The sequence below is a fragment of the Oryzibacillus soli genome (assembly GCF_051594765.1).
In the GTDB taxonomy this organism is placed as follows: Bacteria; Bacillota; Bacilli; order Paenibacillales; family NBRC-103111; genus Paenibacillus_AR.
Genome location: NZ_JBPPGJ010000015.1, coordinates 13,474 through 31,589 on the forward strand (window position 1 = coordinate 13,474; position 18,116 = coordinate 31,589).

The window sequence follows — 18,116 nt, forward strand, 5'->3', positions numbered from 1 at the left end:
AGTGAAGGAGCCGGCGGAATGGAATTGTCAGGCGGAAAGGTGAATGTCCATGTCGGATATCGGAACCATTACGACGTTTGTAATCATCTCGTTTAGCTTTGCATTGATCCTGATCATGAAGAAGGATACGCTTCACCCCTCCTTCAAGAGAGGCTTGGCCCTCATGGCGGCGGTCATGATGGCGTTCTCCTTTTTCCTGATCGTCTACAGTCTCTTCACCATGGGATAATCCCGAATAATTGCCAACCGAACGGGCGCATACTAACCTCTAAAACTCGTGCCGCTTCCCAACGGAATGCCGAGCGCCGCCAACGGCGCGTCTCGCGCTTCCGGCAGCGGCCGGAACAAGGAGGCTCCGACCGTATGCACCGGCGCATGCTGCTCTTCACGCTTACCTTCAGCCTGCTTGCGGCCTGTGCCGCACCGGCTGTTCCTACCGCCGTCCATTCGGGCGGCAAACCCAATACGAACAGGAGGGTTCCCATGAACCAAGTTATGAAACGTTCCGAAGTTCCCGCAGAGCACCGCTGGCGGCTGGAGGATCTATTCGCCGACCAGGCGGCCTGGGATAAGGAATACAACGAAGTCAAGGAGCTGCTGAAGAAAGCGGCCGGCTTCCAGGGCAAGCTGGACAACGCCCAGGCGATCAAGGATGTGTTCGCGCTGGAGGACGAAATCTCCCTCCACTCGGAGCGCCTCTACGTCTATGCCAACATGCGGCATCACGAGGATACCGCCGAGCCCACCTATATGGCCTTATCCGAGAAATCCAAGAAGCTCTCCGTCGAAACCGGCGAAGCGCTGTCCTTCATCACGCCGGAAATCCTGAGCCTGTCCGATGAGCAGCTGAACGCCCTGGTGAACGACCCGGTGCTCAGCTTCTACAAGCTGACGCTGGAGGAGATGGTCCGCCAGAAGGCCCACGTTCTGTCGAAGGCCGAGGAGTCTCTGATGGCCCAGGTGGGCAACATCTCCACGGCGCCCGGCACCATCTTCTCCATGCTGAACAATGCCGACATGAAGTTCCCGAAGGTGAAGAACGAGAACGGCGAAGAGGTGGAGCTGACCCACGGACGGTACATCCAGTTCCTGGAGTCCAAGAACCGGGAAGTCCGCGCGGCTGCCTTCAAGGCCATGTACGACACCTACGCCAAGCAGAAGAACACCATCGCCTCCACCCTGAGCGCCAACGTGACGAAGAACATCTTCTACGCGCGGGCCCGCAAGTATCCTTCGGCTCTCGAGATGTCGCTCTTCGGAGACAACATCGACAAGGCCGTCTATACGAATCTGATCGATACGATCCATGAGTCTCTGCCCCTGCTGCACCGGTACATGAAGCTCCGCAAGCGGCTGCTTAAGGTCGATGAGCTTCATATGTACGATCTGTTCGCCCCGCTGGTCGAGGAGTTCGACATGAAGATCACCTACGACGAAGCGAAGGAAACGGTGAAGGACTCGCTGCAGCCGTTGGGTTCGGATTATCTGAAGGTACTGTCCGAGAGCTTCAGCCAAGGCTGGATCGACATCTACGAGAACGAGGGCAAGCGCAGCGGCGCTTACAGCTGGGGCGCATACGGCACCCACCCTTACGTGCTGCTGAACCATAAGGACAATCTGAACAGCATGTTCACCTTGGCGCACGAGATGGGCCATGCCATGCATTCCTATCTGTCCGACACGAACCAGGAGTACCGCTTCGCCCAATACACCATCTTCCTGGCGGAGGTGGCGTCTACGCTGAACGAGGCGCTGCTGATGGATTATCTGCTGAAGAAGTCCACCGACCCCAAGGAGAAAATGTACCTGCTCACCTACTACGCCGACCAGTTCCGCACCACTGTCTTCCGCCAGACCATGTTCGCGGAATTCGAGAAGCTGGTGCACGAGCGCGCCGAAGCCGGCGAAGCGCTCACCCCGCAGGATTTCAGCAAGATCTATTACGACTTGAATCTGAAGTACCACGGCTCCGAGATGGTGGTCGACAAGGACATCGAGATGGAATGGGCCCGGATTCCCCACTTTTACAACAGCTTCTACGTGTACAAATACGCCACCGGCTTTTCCGCCGCCACCAGCTTCTCCAAGCAGATCCTGGATGAGGGCCAGCCGGCCGTGGACCGCTATCTGGGCTTCCTGAAGTCCGGCGGCAGCGACTTCTCCATCAACATCCTGAAGAAGGCCGGAGTCGACATGTCCTCGCCGGAGCCGATCCGTCAAGCCATGGACGTATTCAAGAGCCTGATCGAGCAGATGGAAGAATTGACCAAATAATGTCCCTTTTCAGCCTTCGAGCACCGGTTATCCGGCGTTCGGAGGTTTTTTTGGCGTACGGTGGGAAATCCGCTGCAACCTTCCAGCTCTTGCGCTCGTCAGAGAGGCCAAACAGGAACGTGCACATCCTGCCAATCCAAGTACCCGAGGAGGTCCACTCTCCATGAAATCCCGCACCCTGCTCACCGCTGCCTTGAGCGCGGCCCTATTGGCGGGAGCCTACGGCGTCGCCGCCCAGATGAGAACCGCTGACGCCGCCGATCACGGAGGCTCGCCGCAGATTCCGGCTGATGGCTCCTATGCCATCATCGTCAACGGAAGCGGGCTGGTTCTCGATACCCCCGCCCGTCTAGAGGGCAGCACCATGCTGGTGCCGCTCCGCAACATCGCTGAGGCACTGGGCGCTACCGTCCGCTACGAGGAGGAAACGGAGTCCGTCACCGCCATCCAAGGCGAGACGTCCGTCACCTTCCGCATCGGCAGCACCCAAGCCATGAGGAACGGCAAGCCCCTCGAGCTGGGCACCGCCGCCGTCATGGACGGTACGTACACCATGGTTCCCGTCCGTTTCTTCAGCGAAGCCTTCGGCACGGTCGTCAAGTGGGACGGCACCAACCGCCTGGTAACCATCGATCATGAATCCAAGCTGATTCCCGCCGTGGAGTCCTATTCCAATCTGAAGAAGCTTCTGAAGGAAAGCCAAGCCAGTATGGAGGTCTACGGCAAAGCCGTCACCATGGGCAGAGAAGCGGTTGCCGTTCCGGCTGCAGGAGCGGCATTGGAAAAGGGATCTGCGCCGGCAGCGGAGAGCAAGGCCAAATCCTCTGCCGATTACTCCACGACCAACGTCCAAGTACAAGGCGTCGATGAAGCCGACGTCGTCAAGACGGACGGGGAGTTCATCTACCGGGTGAACCGGGATCAAGTCATCATCGCACGGGCATACCCGGCGGACCGGCTGGAGCTGGTATCGGCGATTCCCATGAACACCAAGGAGCTTCAGCCCATCGAGCTGTATGTGGATGGCGGACGCTTGACGGTCATCGGCATGTCCTATGATGAACCGGCCGGCATCTCCTCTTCTTCTCCACTGATGGAGAAGAAGAGAATGATCGCTCCCAATCGCAGCTCCTCCGTCAAAACCTTGGTCTACGACATCTCTACGCCTTCGGCCCCCAAAGTGGTGAAGGAGGTATCCATGGAAGGCCGGTACGTGACGTCCCGCAAGATCGGCAGCCAGCTGTATGTTCTATCCGATCAGACCGCCGACCGATACACCATCCTGAACGGCGACAAGGAGCTGCCCGCTCCCTCTTACCGCGACACCGCCGTACCGGAAGGCCCGGTTGCGCTGGATTACAGCCGCATCCGGTATTTTCCGGAGTCTCCCATGGATTCGTATCTCGTCATCGCCGGTATCGACATCGCCCAGCCGGAGAAGAAGGCACAGGTCTCCGCCTACCTGGGATCCGCCCAGAACGTGTACGCCTCCGAGAAGAATCTGTACGTTGCCGTCTCCCGGTATAAGCCCATTCCCCGGGTCATGGGGGAAGGCACGAGCACCTCGTCCAAGGAGTCCGTCGCCGTGGCGCCGGAGCATACCACCACCCTCTTCAAGTTCCGGATGGACGAAGGCCAGGTCCGGTTCAGCGCCGAAGGCAGCGTACCCGGGAACATCCTGAATCAATTCTCCATGGATGAGCACGGGGGCTTCTTCCGGATCGCCACCACCAAGGGGGAGAGCTGGAGAAACGACGAATACACCTCCAAGAACAATGTGTATGTCCTGGATGAGTCGCTTAACGTGACCGGCAAGGTGGAGGATATTGCACCCGGCGAGCGCATCTACTCGGTCCGGTTCATGGGTGGGCGGGGGTACATGGTGACCTTCAAGCAGGTGGACCCTCTCTTCGTGCTGGATCTGGCAGACCCGCACCACCCTACTATTCTGGGGAAACTGAAGATTCCCGGATACAGCGACTACCTCCATCCTTATGACGAGACTCATCTTATCGGCTTCGGCAAAGACGCCGTAGCCTCCAAGGATGGCAATGCCGCCTATTATCAAGGCATGAAGATCGCGATGTTCGACGTCAGCGATGTCGCAAACCCGAAGGAGCTGTTCAAGACGTCCATCGGCGACCGGGGGACCGATTCGGAGCTGCTCCGCAATCATAAGGCACTGCTCTTCTCCAAGGAGAAGGGGCTAATGGCCTTCCCCGTGACGGTGATGAACGTATCGGAGGAAGCGAAGAAGAAGCAAGGGTCCTCCGCATACGGCCAGTTCGCTTTCCAAGGCGCCTATATCTATAGAGTGGATCTGCAGGACGGCTTCCAGCTCCGCGGCACCTTAACGCACCTGTCGGAGGACGATCAGCTGAAGTCCGGGGACGTCTGGTACGACGGCTCCCGCTCCATCGACCGCCTCCTCTATATCAGCGACTCCCTCTACACCCTGTCACCCTCCGAGATCCGCGCCCATGAGCTGGGCTCGCTGAAGGAGCAGGGAAGGCTGGTCCTGCCATAAAGCATTTTCATAATCAAACGGCTGGTGCAGGTCCTCCTGCCCAGCCGTTTTGTCGGTGAATCGGTTACAGACGCGCGAATCTTGAAGAAAAATATCGAATGGTCGGAAGGATTTGGACCGTCAATGGGGAAGTATACATAAATTGGACACATCTATCTTCCCAGGGGAGGGGCACCGTTGACGACCCGTGATGAACACGTTATCGAATCCAAAGTAAAACACGATCTGCAGCCGGAGGAAATGCTGCGCGTCATCTTCGACTATACGGCGAAAATCGCCAACGAGCGCCACCTGGACCGGGTGCTGATGCTCATGGCCAACATGGGACGGGAGATGATCGTCTCGGACCGGTGCAGCGTCTGGCTGGTGGACCGGCACCGCAATGAGCTGTACACCACGGTCGCCCATGGCGTAAGCGGCATCCGCATTCCTCTCACCGCCGGGCTGGTCGGTCATGCCATCGGCACGGGCGAGCCCATCTTCATCGATGATGCCTACACGAACGAACCCTATAAGATGGTCCTCGCCACCGGCGCCCTGGCTACCGATAAGACGACCGGCTACCGGACCAAAGCGCTGATGGTCGTCCCCTTCCGCAACAATGACGGGGAGATCATCGGGGCCTACCAGGCCGTCAACAAGCTGACCGAATCCGAGGTGTTCTCCGCGAAGGACCTGGAGTATCTGACCCTCGCCGCTTCCTACGCAGGCAAGTCGCTGGAATCCGTTCAGCTGCATACCGAGATCGAGGAGACCCAGAAGGAGATCATCTTCACCATGGGCGAGATCGGCGAAAGCCGGTCCAAGGAGACGGGCAACCACGTCAAGCGCGTAGCGGAATATTCCTATGTTCTGGCTATTGGATTAGGGATGCCCCGGGAAGAAGCCGAGCTCTTGAAGATGGCCTCCCCCATGCACGACATCGGCAAAGTGGCCATTCCCGACTCGGTGCTGAAGAAGCCGGGGAAGCTGACGGACGAGGAATTCGACATCATGAAGTCCCATACGGACATCGGCTATTCGCTTCTCCGAAATTCGTCCCGCCGGATTCTGAAGACCGCCGCTATTGTGGCCTACGAGCACCACGAGAAGTGGAACGGCAAGGGCTATCCCCGGGGGCTTCGGGGGGAGGAGATCCATCTGTACGGCAGAATCACCGCCATCGCAGACGTATTCGATGCCCTAGCCAGCGACCGGGTCTATAAGAAGGCGTGGGAGCTGGACCGCATTCTGAACCTGTTCCACGAGGAGCGGGGCAGCCACTTCGATCCGGCTGTCGTCGACGCTTTTTTCGCCAACCTGCCTAGGATTCTGGAGATCCGGGAGGAATACCGGGATGAGATGCTGGAGGAGACGGCCAAGAGCTGATGTCTGCTTCTCCGGTTACAACAACAGCGGCTGTCCGAGACCTGTCAGGTCCGGGCAGCCGCTGTTTTTTTGAGGTGGGGCCTTCCATCAACGGATTACATCTATACCAGCTTGATCGAGCAGGAGCCTGCCGGCTCGCCGCCCCAAGCCAGCTCGAAGCGGTCCCCGTCCTGTACGGCGCCGACGCCCTCCGGCGTTCCGGTGTAGATAACATCGCCGGGGCCGATCCCATAATGCTCTGCGCAGAAGTCGAGGATGGTCTGGATGTCGAAGATCATGCGGGACACATTGCCCCGTTGAACCTCGATCCCGTTCCTCGTCAAGGTGAAGTCCTTCTCCGCCAGCGCCGCGGTCCCGGGGAACGGCATCCACTCCCCCAGGGTGGCGGAGCGCAGGAACCCCTTGGCAGGCAGCCACGGAGTACCCTTCGATTTGATGACGGACTGGACGTCCCTCAGGGTCAGGTCCAGCCCGAAGGCGAAGCGGTCGACCAACAGGTCCGCCCGCTTGCCCGGCTCATAGGCGCTGCCGATATGAAGCACCAGCTCCGCCTCGTAATGGACCTCTCCCCGGTTGCCCGGAACGGGGATCGTCCCTCCGTCCATCGCCGTCAAGGCATGGGTCGGCTTCGTGAAGAGCATCGGCTCCTTCGGCAGCTCATTGCCCAGCTCTTCGGCATGGGCCTTATAGTTTCTTCCCACACAATACACGTTCCGAATGCTATCCCACATGTCCATAAGTCCCGCCTTAGTCAGATTTGAGAAATTGGGTGGTGAACGATTGTTTGTCCAGCGCGGCGAACCGGAAGCCCATGTCCTTGAGCCCCCGGATGACCTCGGGCAGCGCTTCGACGGTTGTCTTCTTGACCGTCACGTCGTGCATCAGGACAATAATCCGCTCCTTGCCCCGGGCCAGCGCCATGACGGACGAGATGATGTCCGCCTTGGGCTGGACGGCCTGAGCGGCATCCGTCGAGGTGACGTTCCAGTCGAAGTATTGGTAGCCCTCCGCCCGCACCCGCTTCACCAGCTGGGGCATGATCCAGGGCTCCCCCTTCCGCCGGCCCAGCCGGGTATTGGAGCCGCCGGGGAACCGGAGGATGTCCGAGCCTTGGCCCACCGTTTCCTGCAGGAAGCGGTCCAGCCTCCGGACGTCCTCCATGAAAGCGCCCGGCTCCTTGTACAGCTTGGTGTAATCATGGGTGTATGTATGGTTGCCCAGCTTGTGCCCTTCGGCCGCTATTCTCCGGTAGAGCTCCTTATCCGTCTCGGACTCCTTGCCCGTGACGAAGAAGGTGGCCTTGATGCCGGATTCCCGGAGGATGCGGAGGATCGACTCCGTATTGCCGGAAGGACCGTCATCAAAGGTCAGATAGGCAATGCGGTCCGCCTCGGGCGGCCCGGCAGCAGGCTCACGCTGGGCATCGGCCCCGCTTGCCCCTACGTCCGGCTCCACCGGTACGGTCTGCGTCCCGGACGATCCCGGGGCCAATCCGGAGCCGGCAGCGGGAGACGGGTCGGCCTCGGCCTGATCTGCAGCCGGGGCCGGCATCGATTGGTCAGCGGAGGCGCCGGAGGGAGAAGGGCTTGCTCCTCCGGAATTGCCGGAGGAGGCGCCCTCCCGCCCGCAGCCGCTGACCAAGAAGGAGGCAGCCAGGATCGCCGCCGCGGTAACCGTCCATAACCTGGGGATTCTCGGTGTCATAACCCTCGGTCCTTTCCCTGGTGTTGGTACGGTTATTGTGTTCGCGATTCCCTTGCGCTATGGCTGCCAAATCATGCAAGCCGTCCCTTTACCGGGCGGCTCCGCTAGCCGCGGCTTCGATGCGTCCCTCACGGTCGACCTTCGCTCCGTAAGAGATGGAGGACAGCCGGTCGAACAGCTTATCTCCGTCCGCAGCCTCCATCCGGATGGGACGGGCGAATTTGTTCCACACCGGAACGGCGGACATCCTGCAGTCGCCGGTCTTCGAGCACTCCGCGTTCAGCACGACGGTCTCCCACGTGGCGGGCACCGTATTCGTGGTAAACAGGAAGTTGCCCAAGCTGTAGGCGATCCATCTCCCCTTGTACTGCTCGAAGCCCTGCAGGACGTGGGGATGGGAACCGATGATCAAGTCGGCGCCGGCGTCGATGAACTTATGCGCCATAGTGCGGTGGGTCTCCAGGGGCCGGTCCTTGCGTTCCTCGCCCCAGTGGGTCATCACCACCACCAGGTCCGCTTCCTTCTTGGCCTTGGCGATGGCCTCCAGAGCCGGCTTGGTATCATACAGCTGGGTGGTGCCGGGCTTCGTGGCCCCCGCCTTCCAGGAATTGTCCGGCACCTTATGGCTGAAGCCCAGAAAAGCGGTCTTGATCCCGTTCTTCTCCAGGATCACCGGCTGGTAGGCTTCGGCCACATTCTTGCCGGCGCCGGTCCGGTGGATGCCCTCCTGATCCAAAGCCTTCAAGGTGTCGAGCAGGCCGTCCACGCCGTAGTCCATGATGTGGTTATTGGCCAGATTCACTAGATCGAAGCCAGCTTCCTTGAAGGGCTTCAAGGCCTCGGGTCTGGATCGGTAGGTATACTCCTTCTTCTGCTCCTCTCCGCGGACGGAGATCGGAGTCTCCAGATTGGCTACAGTCCAATCCGGCTGCTGCAGCTCCTGCTTCAGCTCGCGGTAGGGATAATCATACCCCATCTGCTTCAGGGTCGTTTCGACCGTGCTGGCAAACAGGACGTCGCCGACAAAGGCCAGCTTCACGCTGCCTCCGGCAGAGGCCGGAACGCTCTCCGGCTTCGGAGTAACGGGCAGCCCTGCGGCCGCCGACGGAGACGGCTTGACCGAAGGGGCAGAGCTTGCCGCCGGCGTGCTGCTGGCGGCGGGTGAGGCCGGAGCGGTCTTCGCGGCGGTGGAAGCGGATGCACCGGGCGTCGTGCCGGGTGATGCATAGGAGCCGGAGACGGCGGCGGTCTCTTCGCTGCCCCGCTGGGCATAGATCCACACGCCTCCGGCACACACCGCCGCCGCAGCGGCAACGGCCAGCACGGCCCGAAGCGGCGGCCTCTTGCTGTTCCTTCGCGTCCGGCCATGACGTTCCGAACGGGATCTTTCCATGTTCGGGGATCACCTTCTTTATGAAATCAATCGATTAAACCTCCCCTATTATAGCAGAAAACCCGGGCTGCATACGCCGCAGCTCCGGGTTCTTTTCCACTTTTTAGCCACTCCCATGCAGGATTACTGCTGCAGGTTGCTGCTGTTGACATTGTTCATGGCGCTTCCCATGTCGGCGTTCCCGCTTCTCATGCTGCCGCCGCCGGCGCCCATACCGCCCATGGAGCCGGCAGGCATCTGCTGCTGCATGGAGCCCGGCTCGGAGTAACCGCGCTGGCCTTGGCCCTGCTGGCCGGCAGTCATCATGGATTCGTTCATCGGCTGATAGCTGTGAAGGAAGGCTTTGGCCGTATGGTCGTTCATGGTCGGCACTTGATAATAGCCCTGCTGATTCATCAGGATGAAACACTCATACGCTTGGTTCGCGCAGGTGACGGCTCCGTTGATCAGCATCTGGCGGATGTTCGGATCCGCGCACTCCAGGGAAGCATGCATATGGTTGCGGGCGCTGTTCTTGTGACAGGACAGCAGGGAGCCCAGAATCTGCTGGTCGTTCATTTGGCTCTGCTGGGTTTGGGGAGCCTGGTCCATCGGATTGCGGAGGCCGTACTGGATGTTTTGAGGCTGCACGCTTGGCATCCCGTAAGGACGCTGCATGCCGGACGCTGCATTGTAGTCATGGGTATAGCCGACCAGCTGGTCGTAGGACTGCATGGCGGTCTGCATGTGGCGTTCGATCATCTGGCGGAGCTGGCGGTCCTGCACCATTTGGGCATACATGCCGAAATGGTTGATCATGTTGATCTTCTCATTCAGAATCTCATGGACTTCCATCGTTTCGTGGGCACCGTAAGGCATGGTTTTGACATCTCCCTTATTTGGAAAATTTAGCATATTGCTCATACCGGAATATACTGTTCCCCAGTTCCCCCCTCTCTATGCACCGATTCTATGGTAAGATGAGAAAAGTGAACATCGGCGCACCGCAGCGCCGTGATAAGGAGGATGCTCATGCCCGCACCTGCGACCGTCGAACGCAAGCAAGCCCTTGCCCCCGGACAGTCAGGACGGATGGCGGTATTCGCCGCCGTGACCATCCTGTATTGGATCGGATTGTATACGTATGTTCCCGTGCTGTCCCCCTACCTGGAGGACCGGGGGTACTCCTACTCCGTCATCGGCATCGTTCTCGGCAGCTACGGCCTCGTCCAGATTCTTGTCCGCCTTCCCTTGGGCATCTGGTCCGACCGGCTCGGCGTCCGCAAGCCCTTCATCATCGCCGGGATGGCCGCCGCCACCGTCAGCTGCCTGCTGTTTCTCCTGCCTGGCTCCTGGGCCTGGTCCTTGGCCGCCCGGGCGATGGCCGGCGTCGCCGCCTCCACCTGGGTGGGCTTCACCGTCCTCTTCGCCAGCTATTACCCGAAGGAGGAAGCCACGCGGGCCATGGGTACCATCAGCTTCCTGACCGTCATCGGCCAGCTGGCGGGCATGGCGGTATCCGGCCTCCTGGCGGAGCGCTTCGGCTGGAACGCCACCTTCGTGGCCGGGGCATTGGCGGGAGCCGCCGGCATGTTAGCCTCATGGGCCATCCAGGAGCCTCCCGGGGATCCCGGCCGCGCCCCCATGCAGGCCAAGGATCTGGCCTCCGTCGTCCGGAGCCCCATGCTGCTGAAGGTATCCGTGCTCTCCATCCTGGCTCACGGCATTCTCTTCATCACCATGTTCGGCTTCACCCCGTCGCAGGCCATCCAGCTGGGCGCCGACAAAGCCGGCTTGACCCTGCTCAGCGTCTGCTTCATGGTCCCCCATGCGGTGACCGCTATCTTGTCCGGGAAGCGGTTCGCACCCCGGTACGGCCCGTGGAACACGGCCATGGCGGGTTTTGCCGTTAGCGCCTGCTGTACGGCCCTTATTCCCTTCGTCCCCAGCTTCGCCCTATTATGCGTCACCCAAGCCGTCAACGGCTTCGCGCAAGGCCTTCATATGCCGCTGCTCTTGGGGCTGGCCATTCAGGAGATTGAGCCTGCCAAGAGAGCCACCGCCATGGGCTTCTACCAAGCCGTTTATGCCCTGGGCATGTTCTCCGGTCCCTTCGTGGCCGGCTGGCTGAATGAAAGCTACGGATTGGCCGGCGGCTTCTGGCTCGGAGCGGCCATCGGCCTGTTCGCGACCCTATTGACGGCGGTATGGAAGCATTCCCGACCTTGATCATAAGGAGGACTGTGCATGACGGAAGCGCTGTGGCTGGACTGGTACCCGGAATTGCTGCATCACGTGTATTGGCACCGCAAGGAAGAGTTTCAATTGTCCTCCGACCGTTATGCGTATTGGACGCTGTTCGCCGTGGTGGATGGCCGGTTCGCCTACCGGATCGGCGGCCAGGAAGGCACTGCCAAATTCCCCGACTTGGTCCTCTGCCCCCCCGGGTCGGACTTCGAGCGCAGGGTGCTGGAGCCCCTGTCCTTCCACTTCCTCCAGTTCCATCTGGTCCACCGTCACGGCGGCTCCGCGAAGCCTTCGGAGCCTCCCTTCGTGAAGGCCTCCCTGACGGATGTGAAGCGGCTCGCCAATACATACAGCCACCTTCGCACGGCGGTCCGTCAATCCGACGCTTCCGCCGGCAGCTGGGCGGACCACCTGCTGAAGGACCTCTGGCACCAGCACCTGTTCGAGCAGCTGCGGTCCCCCGACTGTCTGTCGGACGATGCCGTCACGACGGAGGATCCGGTAATGGCGGAGGCGTACCGGGTGATCCGGGAGAGCGCCTGCACGCCCTTGAGCCTGTCCGCCGTGGCCGCTTCCTTGGGACTAACGCCGGTGCAGCTCACCCGCAAGTACCGGACGGCCTTCGGCTCCAGTCCCTCGGAGCACGTAACGGCCCTGCGGATGCAGAAGGCCAAGGCCCTTTTGTCCGGAACCTCCTACAGTCTGGAGAAGATTGCGATGGAGTGCGGGTACGAGAACGGCTTCTACTTGAGCCGCATCTTCTCCAAGCGCATGGGCATGAGCCCCTCCGCCTTCCGCAAGACCTACCGGATCTAAGGCAGGCCGTTTGGCGATCAGCTGGAAGTTCGGGTAGGATAAGAGGGACAACCCTTTAGACATGCGAGAGGAGCTTAGCGTCACGTGAATTGGAAAATCAACCTGGCCGTGCTGTGGGCCGGCAACTTCCTGGTCATGGCCGGCATGACCATGATCACGCCGTTCCTGCCGTTATACCTGAAGACGTTGGGTATGGCCGATACCCATCAGGTGGCCGTCTGGGGAAGCCTGATCTTCTCCGTCAACTTCTTATCGTCGTTCATCTTCCAGCCCATCTGGGGCAGTCTGGCCGACCGGTTCGGCAGGAAGATGATGCTGCTTCGCTCCGGCTTCGGCATGGCCGTCATCATGGCGCTCATGGGACTGGCCACCAACGCGTGGCATCTCCTGCTGCTCCGGTTCCTGAACGGCACCATCTCCGGCTTCGTTCCCGCCGCCATCGCACTATTGTCCGCCAACACGCCGAAGAACCGGATCGGCTTCGCCATGGGTACGCTGCAGTCCGGCAGCGTGGCCGGCACCATCCTCGGTCCGCTCATCGGCGGTTTTCTGGCGGATACGGTGGGCTACCGGCCCATCTTCTACATAACGGGCGGGCTCTTGTTCATCGCCTCTCTCCTGGCCATGCTGCTCGTCCGGGAAACCTTCGAACGCAAGGAGGTCCCGGCCGGCACGCCGAAGGTGTCCGCCGTCGATGGGTTCCGCCAGCTTCTGGCCATCCGGGAGCTGCCCTCCTTGTTCACCGTCTGCTTCGCCATCCAGTTCGCCAATCTGGCCAGCATGCCGATTATGGCCCTCTACGTGGAGGAGCTGCACGGCACCGCCGCCAATCTCGCCTTCATGGCCGGACTGGTCGGCTCGGTCAACGGCTTCTCGAATATGCTGGCTTCTCCGCTCCTGGGGCGGCTGAGCGACAAGATCGGAGCCCAGAAGGTGCTTATGCTGGCGCTGATCGGCGCCGCTCTGTCCCTCTATCCCCAATCCATGGCCGGGAATGTGTGGCAGCTCTTCGCCTGGAGGTTCCTGCTGGGCTTATTCCTGGGAGGCCTGCTGCCCTCGGTGTACGCGCTGATACGCAAATCGACGCCGGACGGAATGGAGAGCCGCTCGTACAGCCTGAACAGCAGCTTCCTGAGCCTCGGCAATCTGCTCGGTCCCATCACCGGCGGGCTGCTGTCCGGGTATATCGGCTTCCGCGGCATCTTCGTCCTGTCCGGGTCGCTTATGCTTGTGAACGCCCTCTGGGTGTTCGTAAGCTTGAACCGTCCCCGGCGGGAGAACGCCGGGGCTTGAAGAATAAGATCGCCCACCGCTGGCCCGATAGGGGGATGCGGGGCGATCTTTTCTTTTTTCGTTATCTCGCAGGCCGGAGTTACGTTAATAGAATGATAGAGATAAACCGGTAGAGTGGAGGCATTAAGATTGAACAGGATAACGGGGATTGGCCTGACGGCGGCATTGGCTGCAGGACTGCTTGCGGGATGCAGCGGCTCGGACGGAGATGAGGCTGTGGCCGGCATGAAGAAGCTGGGCAAGGACGAGCAGGCTACGGTCAAAATCATGTATTACGATGAGCAATCGTTCTACTCCAAGTACGGCAATTTGTTCTTGTCCAAGTTTCCGAACATTGACCTGCAGGTGGTCAGCACCAGCGGGCTCTATAAGCCGAATATGGATTACGACAAGGCCGTCGAGAGCTTTATCGAGGAGCAGCAGCCGGACCTCATCATGCTTCAGGAGAACCAGTATGAGAAGTATGCGGCGGAAGGCAAGCTCCTGGAGCTGGACGGCGTCGTCAAGCAGGAGAAATTCGATACGGCCGGCATCCACCCGGGGATTCTGGAGCTTCTCCGCTCCAAGGGCGGGGGCAAGCTGTATGGCTTGGCCCCTGATTTTTACAGCCAGGCCGTCTTCTACAATAAGACCGTCTTCGATCAATATGGCGTGCCTTACCCTAAGGATCAGATGAGCTGGGAGGACCTCTTGAATCTGGCCAAGCGTTTCCCCACCGACGGCGACAAGGAGAAGCGCATCTACGGGCTGTATCAGGCCTACGACCAGGGCTTGTTCGGCTTGGGCTCCCAGATCGGACATACGAACGGCCTGGCCTTCGTCGATGCAGGGGCCATGAAGATGACCATCCAGTCGGACAGCTGGAAGAAGGTCTTCCAGACCGCTATTGATGCTGCCCAATCCAAGGCGATCTATAAGCCTGAGCCGGGGCAGGATGGATTCCGGGGCGGCTCCATGGAAGAATATCTCAAGAGCAATCTGTTCATCGCGGGCCGTGCGGCCATGACGATCGACGGCGGTTATTTTCTGGAAAACCTGAACCGGGCCAAGGATGCTTTGAAGGATACCCCCTTGCCGCAATGGGAGGTCGTCACGGTGCCGGTGGATCCCGCACACCCGGATACGGGGCTGGGACTCTCCCTGAATCAGATTTTTGCGGTGAACGCCAAGTCGCCCAACCTCCGCGCCACTTGGGAGCTGCTGAAGTATATCAGCGGAGACGAATATGCCAAGATTATGTCCCGTTCGTCCTTATCCGGAGGCATGCTGGCCCGAACCGGATACATCAAGGACAAGAACGGCCACAATCTCGAAGCCTTCTATAAGCTGAAGCCGATCTCCGGCACCTTGTACCAGGACTATCAGAAGCTTCCGAACAGCTTCTTCCCCATGTTCCAGGCTATGGCCGAGAAGGAGCTCTCCGAGGTGCTGAATCAGAACAAAACCTTGGATGCCGTTCTCCAGATCCTCCAGACCCAAGGCCAAGCCACGCTGAATCAAACGAAGGAAGAGCAAGAGAAGCAGGCAGCCGCCAAACCGTAATGTCATTGCCACCGGCGATGGGCTAGGCGGGCTAGCGCATGAAGAGGGGCAGGTCAAGAGGCCCCTTTTCACCGACTCACTCGTTAACCGCAACCTTCCGTCAGATCAACGGCATATTGGCCCTTCATTCATCATTTCCCCCTTCATCAGAGTCGATGGAAGGCATTTTTGCCTTTGATTGGGGGCGAGAGCCCCCTCGATCCCTTCTATATGGCAACCGACGGCACATTTGCCCTTGGTCTCGGAGGCTTGTTTTTATCCGGACAAACCAGAGGCATATGTGCCGTTGGCTGCGTTAAGCCCTCGGGACCGAGTTCAGCTTTCTTGAAGCCCCTTATGCAAAAAGGAAACGGTCCCCTCGACGAAGGGACCGTTTCTTTTGTCGGGCCGTGCGTGGCGCTGGCCTGCGCGCCGATTAAAGGCCTCCCTTGGCCTTCATCCCTCCGCCGCCGCATCAACCGCGCGCCCTCGCGTGGGTCAAGGCCTACCGCCACGGTTCCTGCTGTTCGCCAGCAACTCCTCCGCGAAGGCCTCGACCCCGCAGGACCGCGTCTGCTCCGCCCCCCGCTCCCGGATGCTTACACAGCCGGAGGCTGCCTCTTGGTCTCCGACGACCGCCAGATACGGAATCTTCTGGACCTGCGCCTCCCGGATCCGGTAGCCCAGCTTCTCGCCGCGGCCGTCCACCTCCGCTCGGATGCCTGCCTTCTCCAGCCTCCCGCATACCTCTTCCGCATAACCCGCATGGCTTCCTGCCACGGGAAGGATCCGAACCTGAACCGGCGCCAGCCAGACCGGGAAAGCCCCGGCATAATGCTCGATCAGGATGCCCAGGAAGCGGTCGATGGACCCGTACACGGCGCGGTGGATGACAATAGGGGTCTTCCTATCGTTGGATTCATCCACATAGGAGAGCCCGAATTTGTCCGGCATCTGGAAATCCAGCTGGATCGTCCCGCATTGGTGGCTTCTCCGGAGCGCGTCGCGGATATGAAAATCAATCTTGGGCCCGTAGAAGGCCCCGTCCCCCGGATTGACGCGATACGGCAATCCCGCTTCGTCCAGCACCCGGGAGAGCACTGCCTCCGCCTCCGCCCACTGCTCGTCGCTGCCCAAGGATTCCGAAGGGCGAGTTGACAGCTCCAGACTGTACTCGAAGCCGAATATCCCGTACATCTCCTTGATCAGCTCGATGGCCCGGCCCACCTCATGCCCGATCTGCTCCGGTGTCGCGAAGATGTGGGCATCGTCCTGGCAGAACGTACGGACGCGGAACAGTCCGTTCAGGGCTCCGCTGTACTCATACCGGTGGACCTGGCCGAATTCCGCCAGCCGGAGGGGCAGGTCCCGGTAGGAGCGCTGCCGATTCCGGTACACCAGCATGTGCCCCGGACAGTTCATGGGCTTAACGGCATACTGGCGCCCGTCCAGCTCTGAGAAGTACATGTTCTCCCGGTAATGGTCCCAATGACCGGACTGCTCCCACATCTGGCGGTCCATGATAAGCGGGGTGCGGATCTCCTGGTAGCCATACTTCGCCAGGAATTCCCGCGACAGATTCTCCAACGCATTGCGGAGCAGCGTCCCCTTCGGCAGGTAGAAGGGCATACCCGGAGCCTCCTCCGCGAACATGAACAGCTCCAGCTGCTTGCCGAGCTTGCGGTGGTCCCGCTTCTGAGCTTCCTCCTGCCATTGCAGGTACGCTTCCAGCTCCTCGGGTGCGGCAAAGGCCGCGCCGTAAATCCGCTGCAGCACCTCTCTGCTGCTGTCTCCCTGCCAGTAGGCGCCTGCGACGCCCTGCAGCTTGAAGGCCGGTGCTTCCGGAGGCAGCTCCGGAAGTCCGCCGATTGCAGAAGCATCGAGGAAATCCTCCTGCTCCCAGAGGCCTACCGGCTCCTCCGGAGGAAGTGCCTGGAGCCATTCAACTTTCCACTTCTCGCCACGGGATTCCAGCACGCGGATGGCTTCCTCCCGGGATGCCTGCCGGTAGGCCGGTCTCCAGCCCTCGGCAGCAAGCCGCTTCATCTCCGCTTCCAGGGGAGCCAGGTCCGACTCGCTGAGAGGCCGGGGCACATCCAAGTCATAGTGGAAGCCCTCCCCCGCGGTGGCTCCCTGCCCGAGCTTGGCGCCGGGAAAGGTGCGCTGCACCGCACGGGCCAGCAGCAGGGCGGCAAACTGTCGGATTGCTTCTTGATTCCATTCTTCTTTCATGTTCCATCTCTCCTCGTAGGGTCATCTATGAACAAGGGCTGCGTTCAGCGCACCTGCAGCTGTCCGCACCCGACGTTCCACGGCAAAAAGCCCGCTATCCCAATAGGGACGAGCGAGCTCGTGGTTCCACCCTGTTTCAGCCTGCCGGCAGTGCGTCACGCATGGGCGGCAGACCCTTCAGTCCTTCGGTAACGGGAAGTCCCGGCAGCCCCTACACTCCTGCCATCACAGGATTTCGAAGCTGCAGCTCCAAGGGGGTAAACGGTCCGCGCTCTGCCGAAGGGGATCTCAGCCCATGTCCCCTTTCTCTGTCCGGCCGCCATTCGAAGGTTCGTGTCCTTGGTTATCGCTGTTCGCAGTTCTAACACGCCAAAAAGCCCGCTATCCGCAAAGGGACGAGCGAGCTCGTGGTTCCACCCTGTTTCAGCCTGCCGGCAGTACGTTCATGCATGGGCGGCAGGCCCTTCAGTCCTTCGGTAACGGGAAGTCCCGGCAGCCCCTACACCCCTGCGTTCACAGGATTTCGAAGCTGCAGCTCCAAGGGGGTAAATGCCACCCGCTCTGCCGAAGGGGATCTCAGCCCGTGTCCCCTCTCTCTGTCCGGCCGCTTCCGGTAACACTCATGTCCTTGATCAACGCTGTTCCTAACACATCCGCATACATCAAAAAAAGCCCGCTGTCCGCAAAGGGACGAGCGAGCTCGTGGTTCCACCCAATTTCAGTCTGCCAGCACTCGATACAGTACCCGGCGGCAAACCCTTC

At 60.3% G+C, this 18,116-nt stretch carries 13 protein-coding genes; 8 read left to right on the plus strand and 5 right to left on the minus strand.

Annotated features, from left to right (window positions below; all coding sequences use genetic code 11):
* Window positions 1-43: 43 nt before the first annotated feature.
* The 4 genes from ACSEXW_RS19610 (at window position 44) to ACSEXW_RS19625 (ending at window position 6,169) form a co-directional block, all read left to right on the plus strand.
* A complete protein-coding gene (locus tag ACSEXW_RS19610) occupies window positions 44-229 on the plus strand; it encodes a hypothetical protein (protein ID WP_438447870.1) in 186 nt (61 codons plus the stop codon).
* 254 nt (window positions 230-483) lie between these two features.
* Window positions 484-2,274: an oligoendopeptidase F gene (gene pepF / locus ACSEXW_RS19615; RefSeq protein WP_438448005.1), complete on the plus strand. Its 1,791-nt coding sequence runs from the start codon at window positions 484-486 to the stop codon at window positions 2,272-2,274.
* Between the two features lie 163 nt (window positions 2,275-2,437).
* A complete protein-coding gene (locus ACSEXW_RS19620) occupies window positions 2,438-4,801 on the plus strand; it encodes a beta-propeller domain-containing protein (RefSeq protein ID WP_438447871.1) in 2,364 nt (787 codons plus the stop codon).
* 177 nt (window positions 4,802-4,978) lie between these two features.
* Window positions 4,979-6,169: an HD domain-containing phosphohydrolase gene (locus ACSEXW_RS19625; RefSeq protein WP_438447872.1), complete on the plus strand. Its 1,191-nt coding sequence runs from the start codon at window positions 4,979-4,981 to the stop codon at window positions 6,167-6,169.
* A gap of 101 nt (window positions 6,170-6,270) precedes the next feature.
* Here the strand turns inward: ACSEXW_RS19625 and ACSEXW_RS19630 are convergent, their stop codons facing one another.
* The 4 genes from ACSEXW_RS19630 to ACSEXW_RS19645 all read right to left on the minus strand — a co-directional run bounded on the left by ACSEXW_RS19630 (window position 6,271) and on the right by ACSEXW_RS19645 (window position 10,124).
* On the minus strand, window positions 6,271-6,900 hold the full coding sequence (locus ACSEXW_RS19630; RefSeq protein ID WP_438447873.1) for a fumarylacetoacetate hydrolase family protein: 630 nt from the start codon (window positions 6,898-6,900) through the stop codon (window positions 6,271-6,273).
* 16 nt (window positions 6,901-6,916) lie between these two features.
* The gene (locus tag ACSEXW_RS19635; protein ID WP_438447874.1) at window positions 6,917-7,873 is read right to left on the minus strand and encodes a polysaccharide deacetylase family protein; all 957 of its coding nucleotides are present in this window, start codon (window positions 7,871-7,873) and stop codon (window positions 6,917-6,919) included.
* 88 nt (window positions 7,874-7,961) lie between these two features.
* Window positions 7,962-9,266, minus strand: a complete 1,305-nt coding sequence (locus ACSEXW_RS19640) for a CapA family protein (protein ID WP_438447875.1) — start codon at window positions 9,264-9,266, stop codon at window positions 7,962-7,964.
* Between the two features lie 123 nt (window positions 9,267-9,389).
* The gene (locus ACSEXW_RS19645; RefSeq protein ID WP_438447876.1) at window positions 9,390-10,124 is read right to left on the minus strand and encodes a spore coat protein; all 735 of its coding nucleotides are present in this window, start codon (window positions 10,122-10,124) and stop codon (window positions 9,390-9,392) included.
* Window positions 10,125-10,277: 153 nt separating this feature from the next.
* Here ACSEXW_RS19645 and ACSEXW_RS19650 point away from each other — a divergent pair, with 153 nt between their 5' ends.
* The 4 genes from ACSEXW_RS19650 to ACSEXW_RS19665 all read left to right on the plus strand — a co-directional run bounded on the left by ACSEXW_RS19650 (window position 10,278) and on the right by ACSEXW_RS19665 (window position 15,143).
* A complete protein-coding gene (locus ACSEXW_RS19650) occupies window positions 10,278-11,474 on the plus strand; it encodes an MFS transporter (RefSeq protein ID WP_438447877.1) in 1,197 nt (398 codons plus the stop codon).
* A gap of 18 nt (window positions 11,475-11,492) precedes the next feature.
* Window positions 11,493-12,308 carry a helix-turn-helix domain-containing protein gene (locus ACSEXW_RS19655; protein ID WP_438447878.1) on the plus strand — a complete coding sequence of 272 codons (816 nt, stop codon included), beginning with the start codon at window positions 11,493-11,495 and terminating at the stop codon, window positions 12,306-12,308.
* Between the two features lie 84 nt (window positions 12,309-12,392).
* Entirely contained in the window at window positions 12,393-13,601 is a 1,209-nt protein-coding gene (locus ACSEXW_RS19660; RefSeq protein ID WP_438447879.1) for an MFS transporter, read from the plus strand.
* Between the two features lie 129 nt (window positions 13,602-13,730).
* On the plus strand, window positions 13,731-15,143 hold the full coding sequence (locus ACSEXW_RS19665) for an ABC transporter substrate-binding protein (protein WP_438447880.1): 1,413 nt from the start codon (window positions 13,731-13,733) through the stop codon (window positions 15,141-15,143).
* Window positions 15,144-15,620: 477 nt separating this feature from the next.
* On the opposite strand, the gene thrS is transcribed toward ACSEXW_RS19665, so the two are convergent.
* Complete coding sequence (gene thrS / locus ACSEXW_RS19670; RefSeq protein WP_438447881.1) at window positions 15,621-17,354, minus strand: threonine--tRNA ligase; 1,734 nt, start codon at window positions 17,352-17,354, stop codon at window positions 15,621-15,623.
* Between the last annotated feature and the right edge of the window lie 762 nt (window positions 17,355-18,116).

Bases quoted from the DNA above. Each gene is read 5' to 3' on its own strand.
- ACSEXW_RS19610 (WP_438447870.1), top strand. From the start codon at position 44: ATGTCCATGTCGGATATCGGAACCATTACGACGTTTGTAATCATCTCG.
- pepF (WP_438448005.1), top strand. From the start codon at position 484: ATGAACCAAGTTATGAAACGTTCCGAAGTTCCCGCAGAGCACCGCTGG.
- ACSEXW_RS19620 (WP_438447871.1), top strand. From the start codon at position 2,438: ATGAAATCCCGCACCCTGCTCACCGCTGCCTTGAGCGCGGCCCTATTG.
- ACSEXW_RS19630 (WP_438447873.1), bottom strand. From the start codon at position 6,900: ATGTGGGATAGCATTCGGAACGTGTATTGTGTGGGAAGAAACTATAAG.
- ACSEXW_RS19635 (WP_438447874.1), bottom strand. From the start codon at position 7,873: ATGACACCGAGAATCCCCAGGTTATGGACGGTTACCGCGGCGGCGATC.
- ACSEXW_RS19640 (WP_438447875.1), bottom strand. From the start codon at position 9,266: ATGGAAAGATCCCGTTCGGAACGTCATGGCCGGACGCGAAGGAACAGC.
- ACSEXW_RS19645 (WP_438447876.1), bottom strand. From the start codon at position 10,124: ATGCCTTACGGTGCCCACGAAACGATGGAAGTCCATGAGATTCTGAAT.
- ACSEXW_RS19650 (WP_438447877.1), top strand. From the start codon at position 10,278: ATGCCCGCACCTGCGACCGTCGAACGCAAGCAAGCCCTTGCCCCCGGA.
- ACSEXW_RS19655 (WP_438447878.1), top strand. From the start codon at position 11,493: ATGACGGAAGCGCTGTGGCTGGACTGGTACCCGGAATTGCTGCATCAC.
- thrS (WP_438447881.1), bottom strand. From the start codon at position 17,354: ATGAAAGAAGAATGGAATCAAGAAGCAATCCGACAGTTTGCCGCCCTG.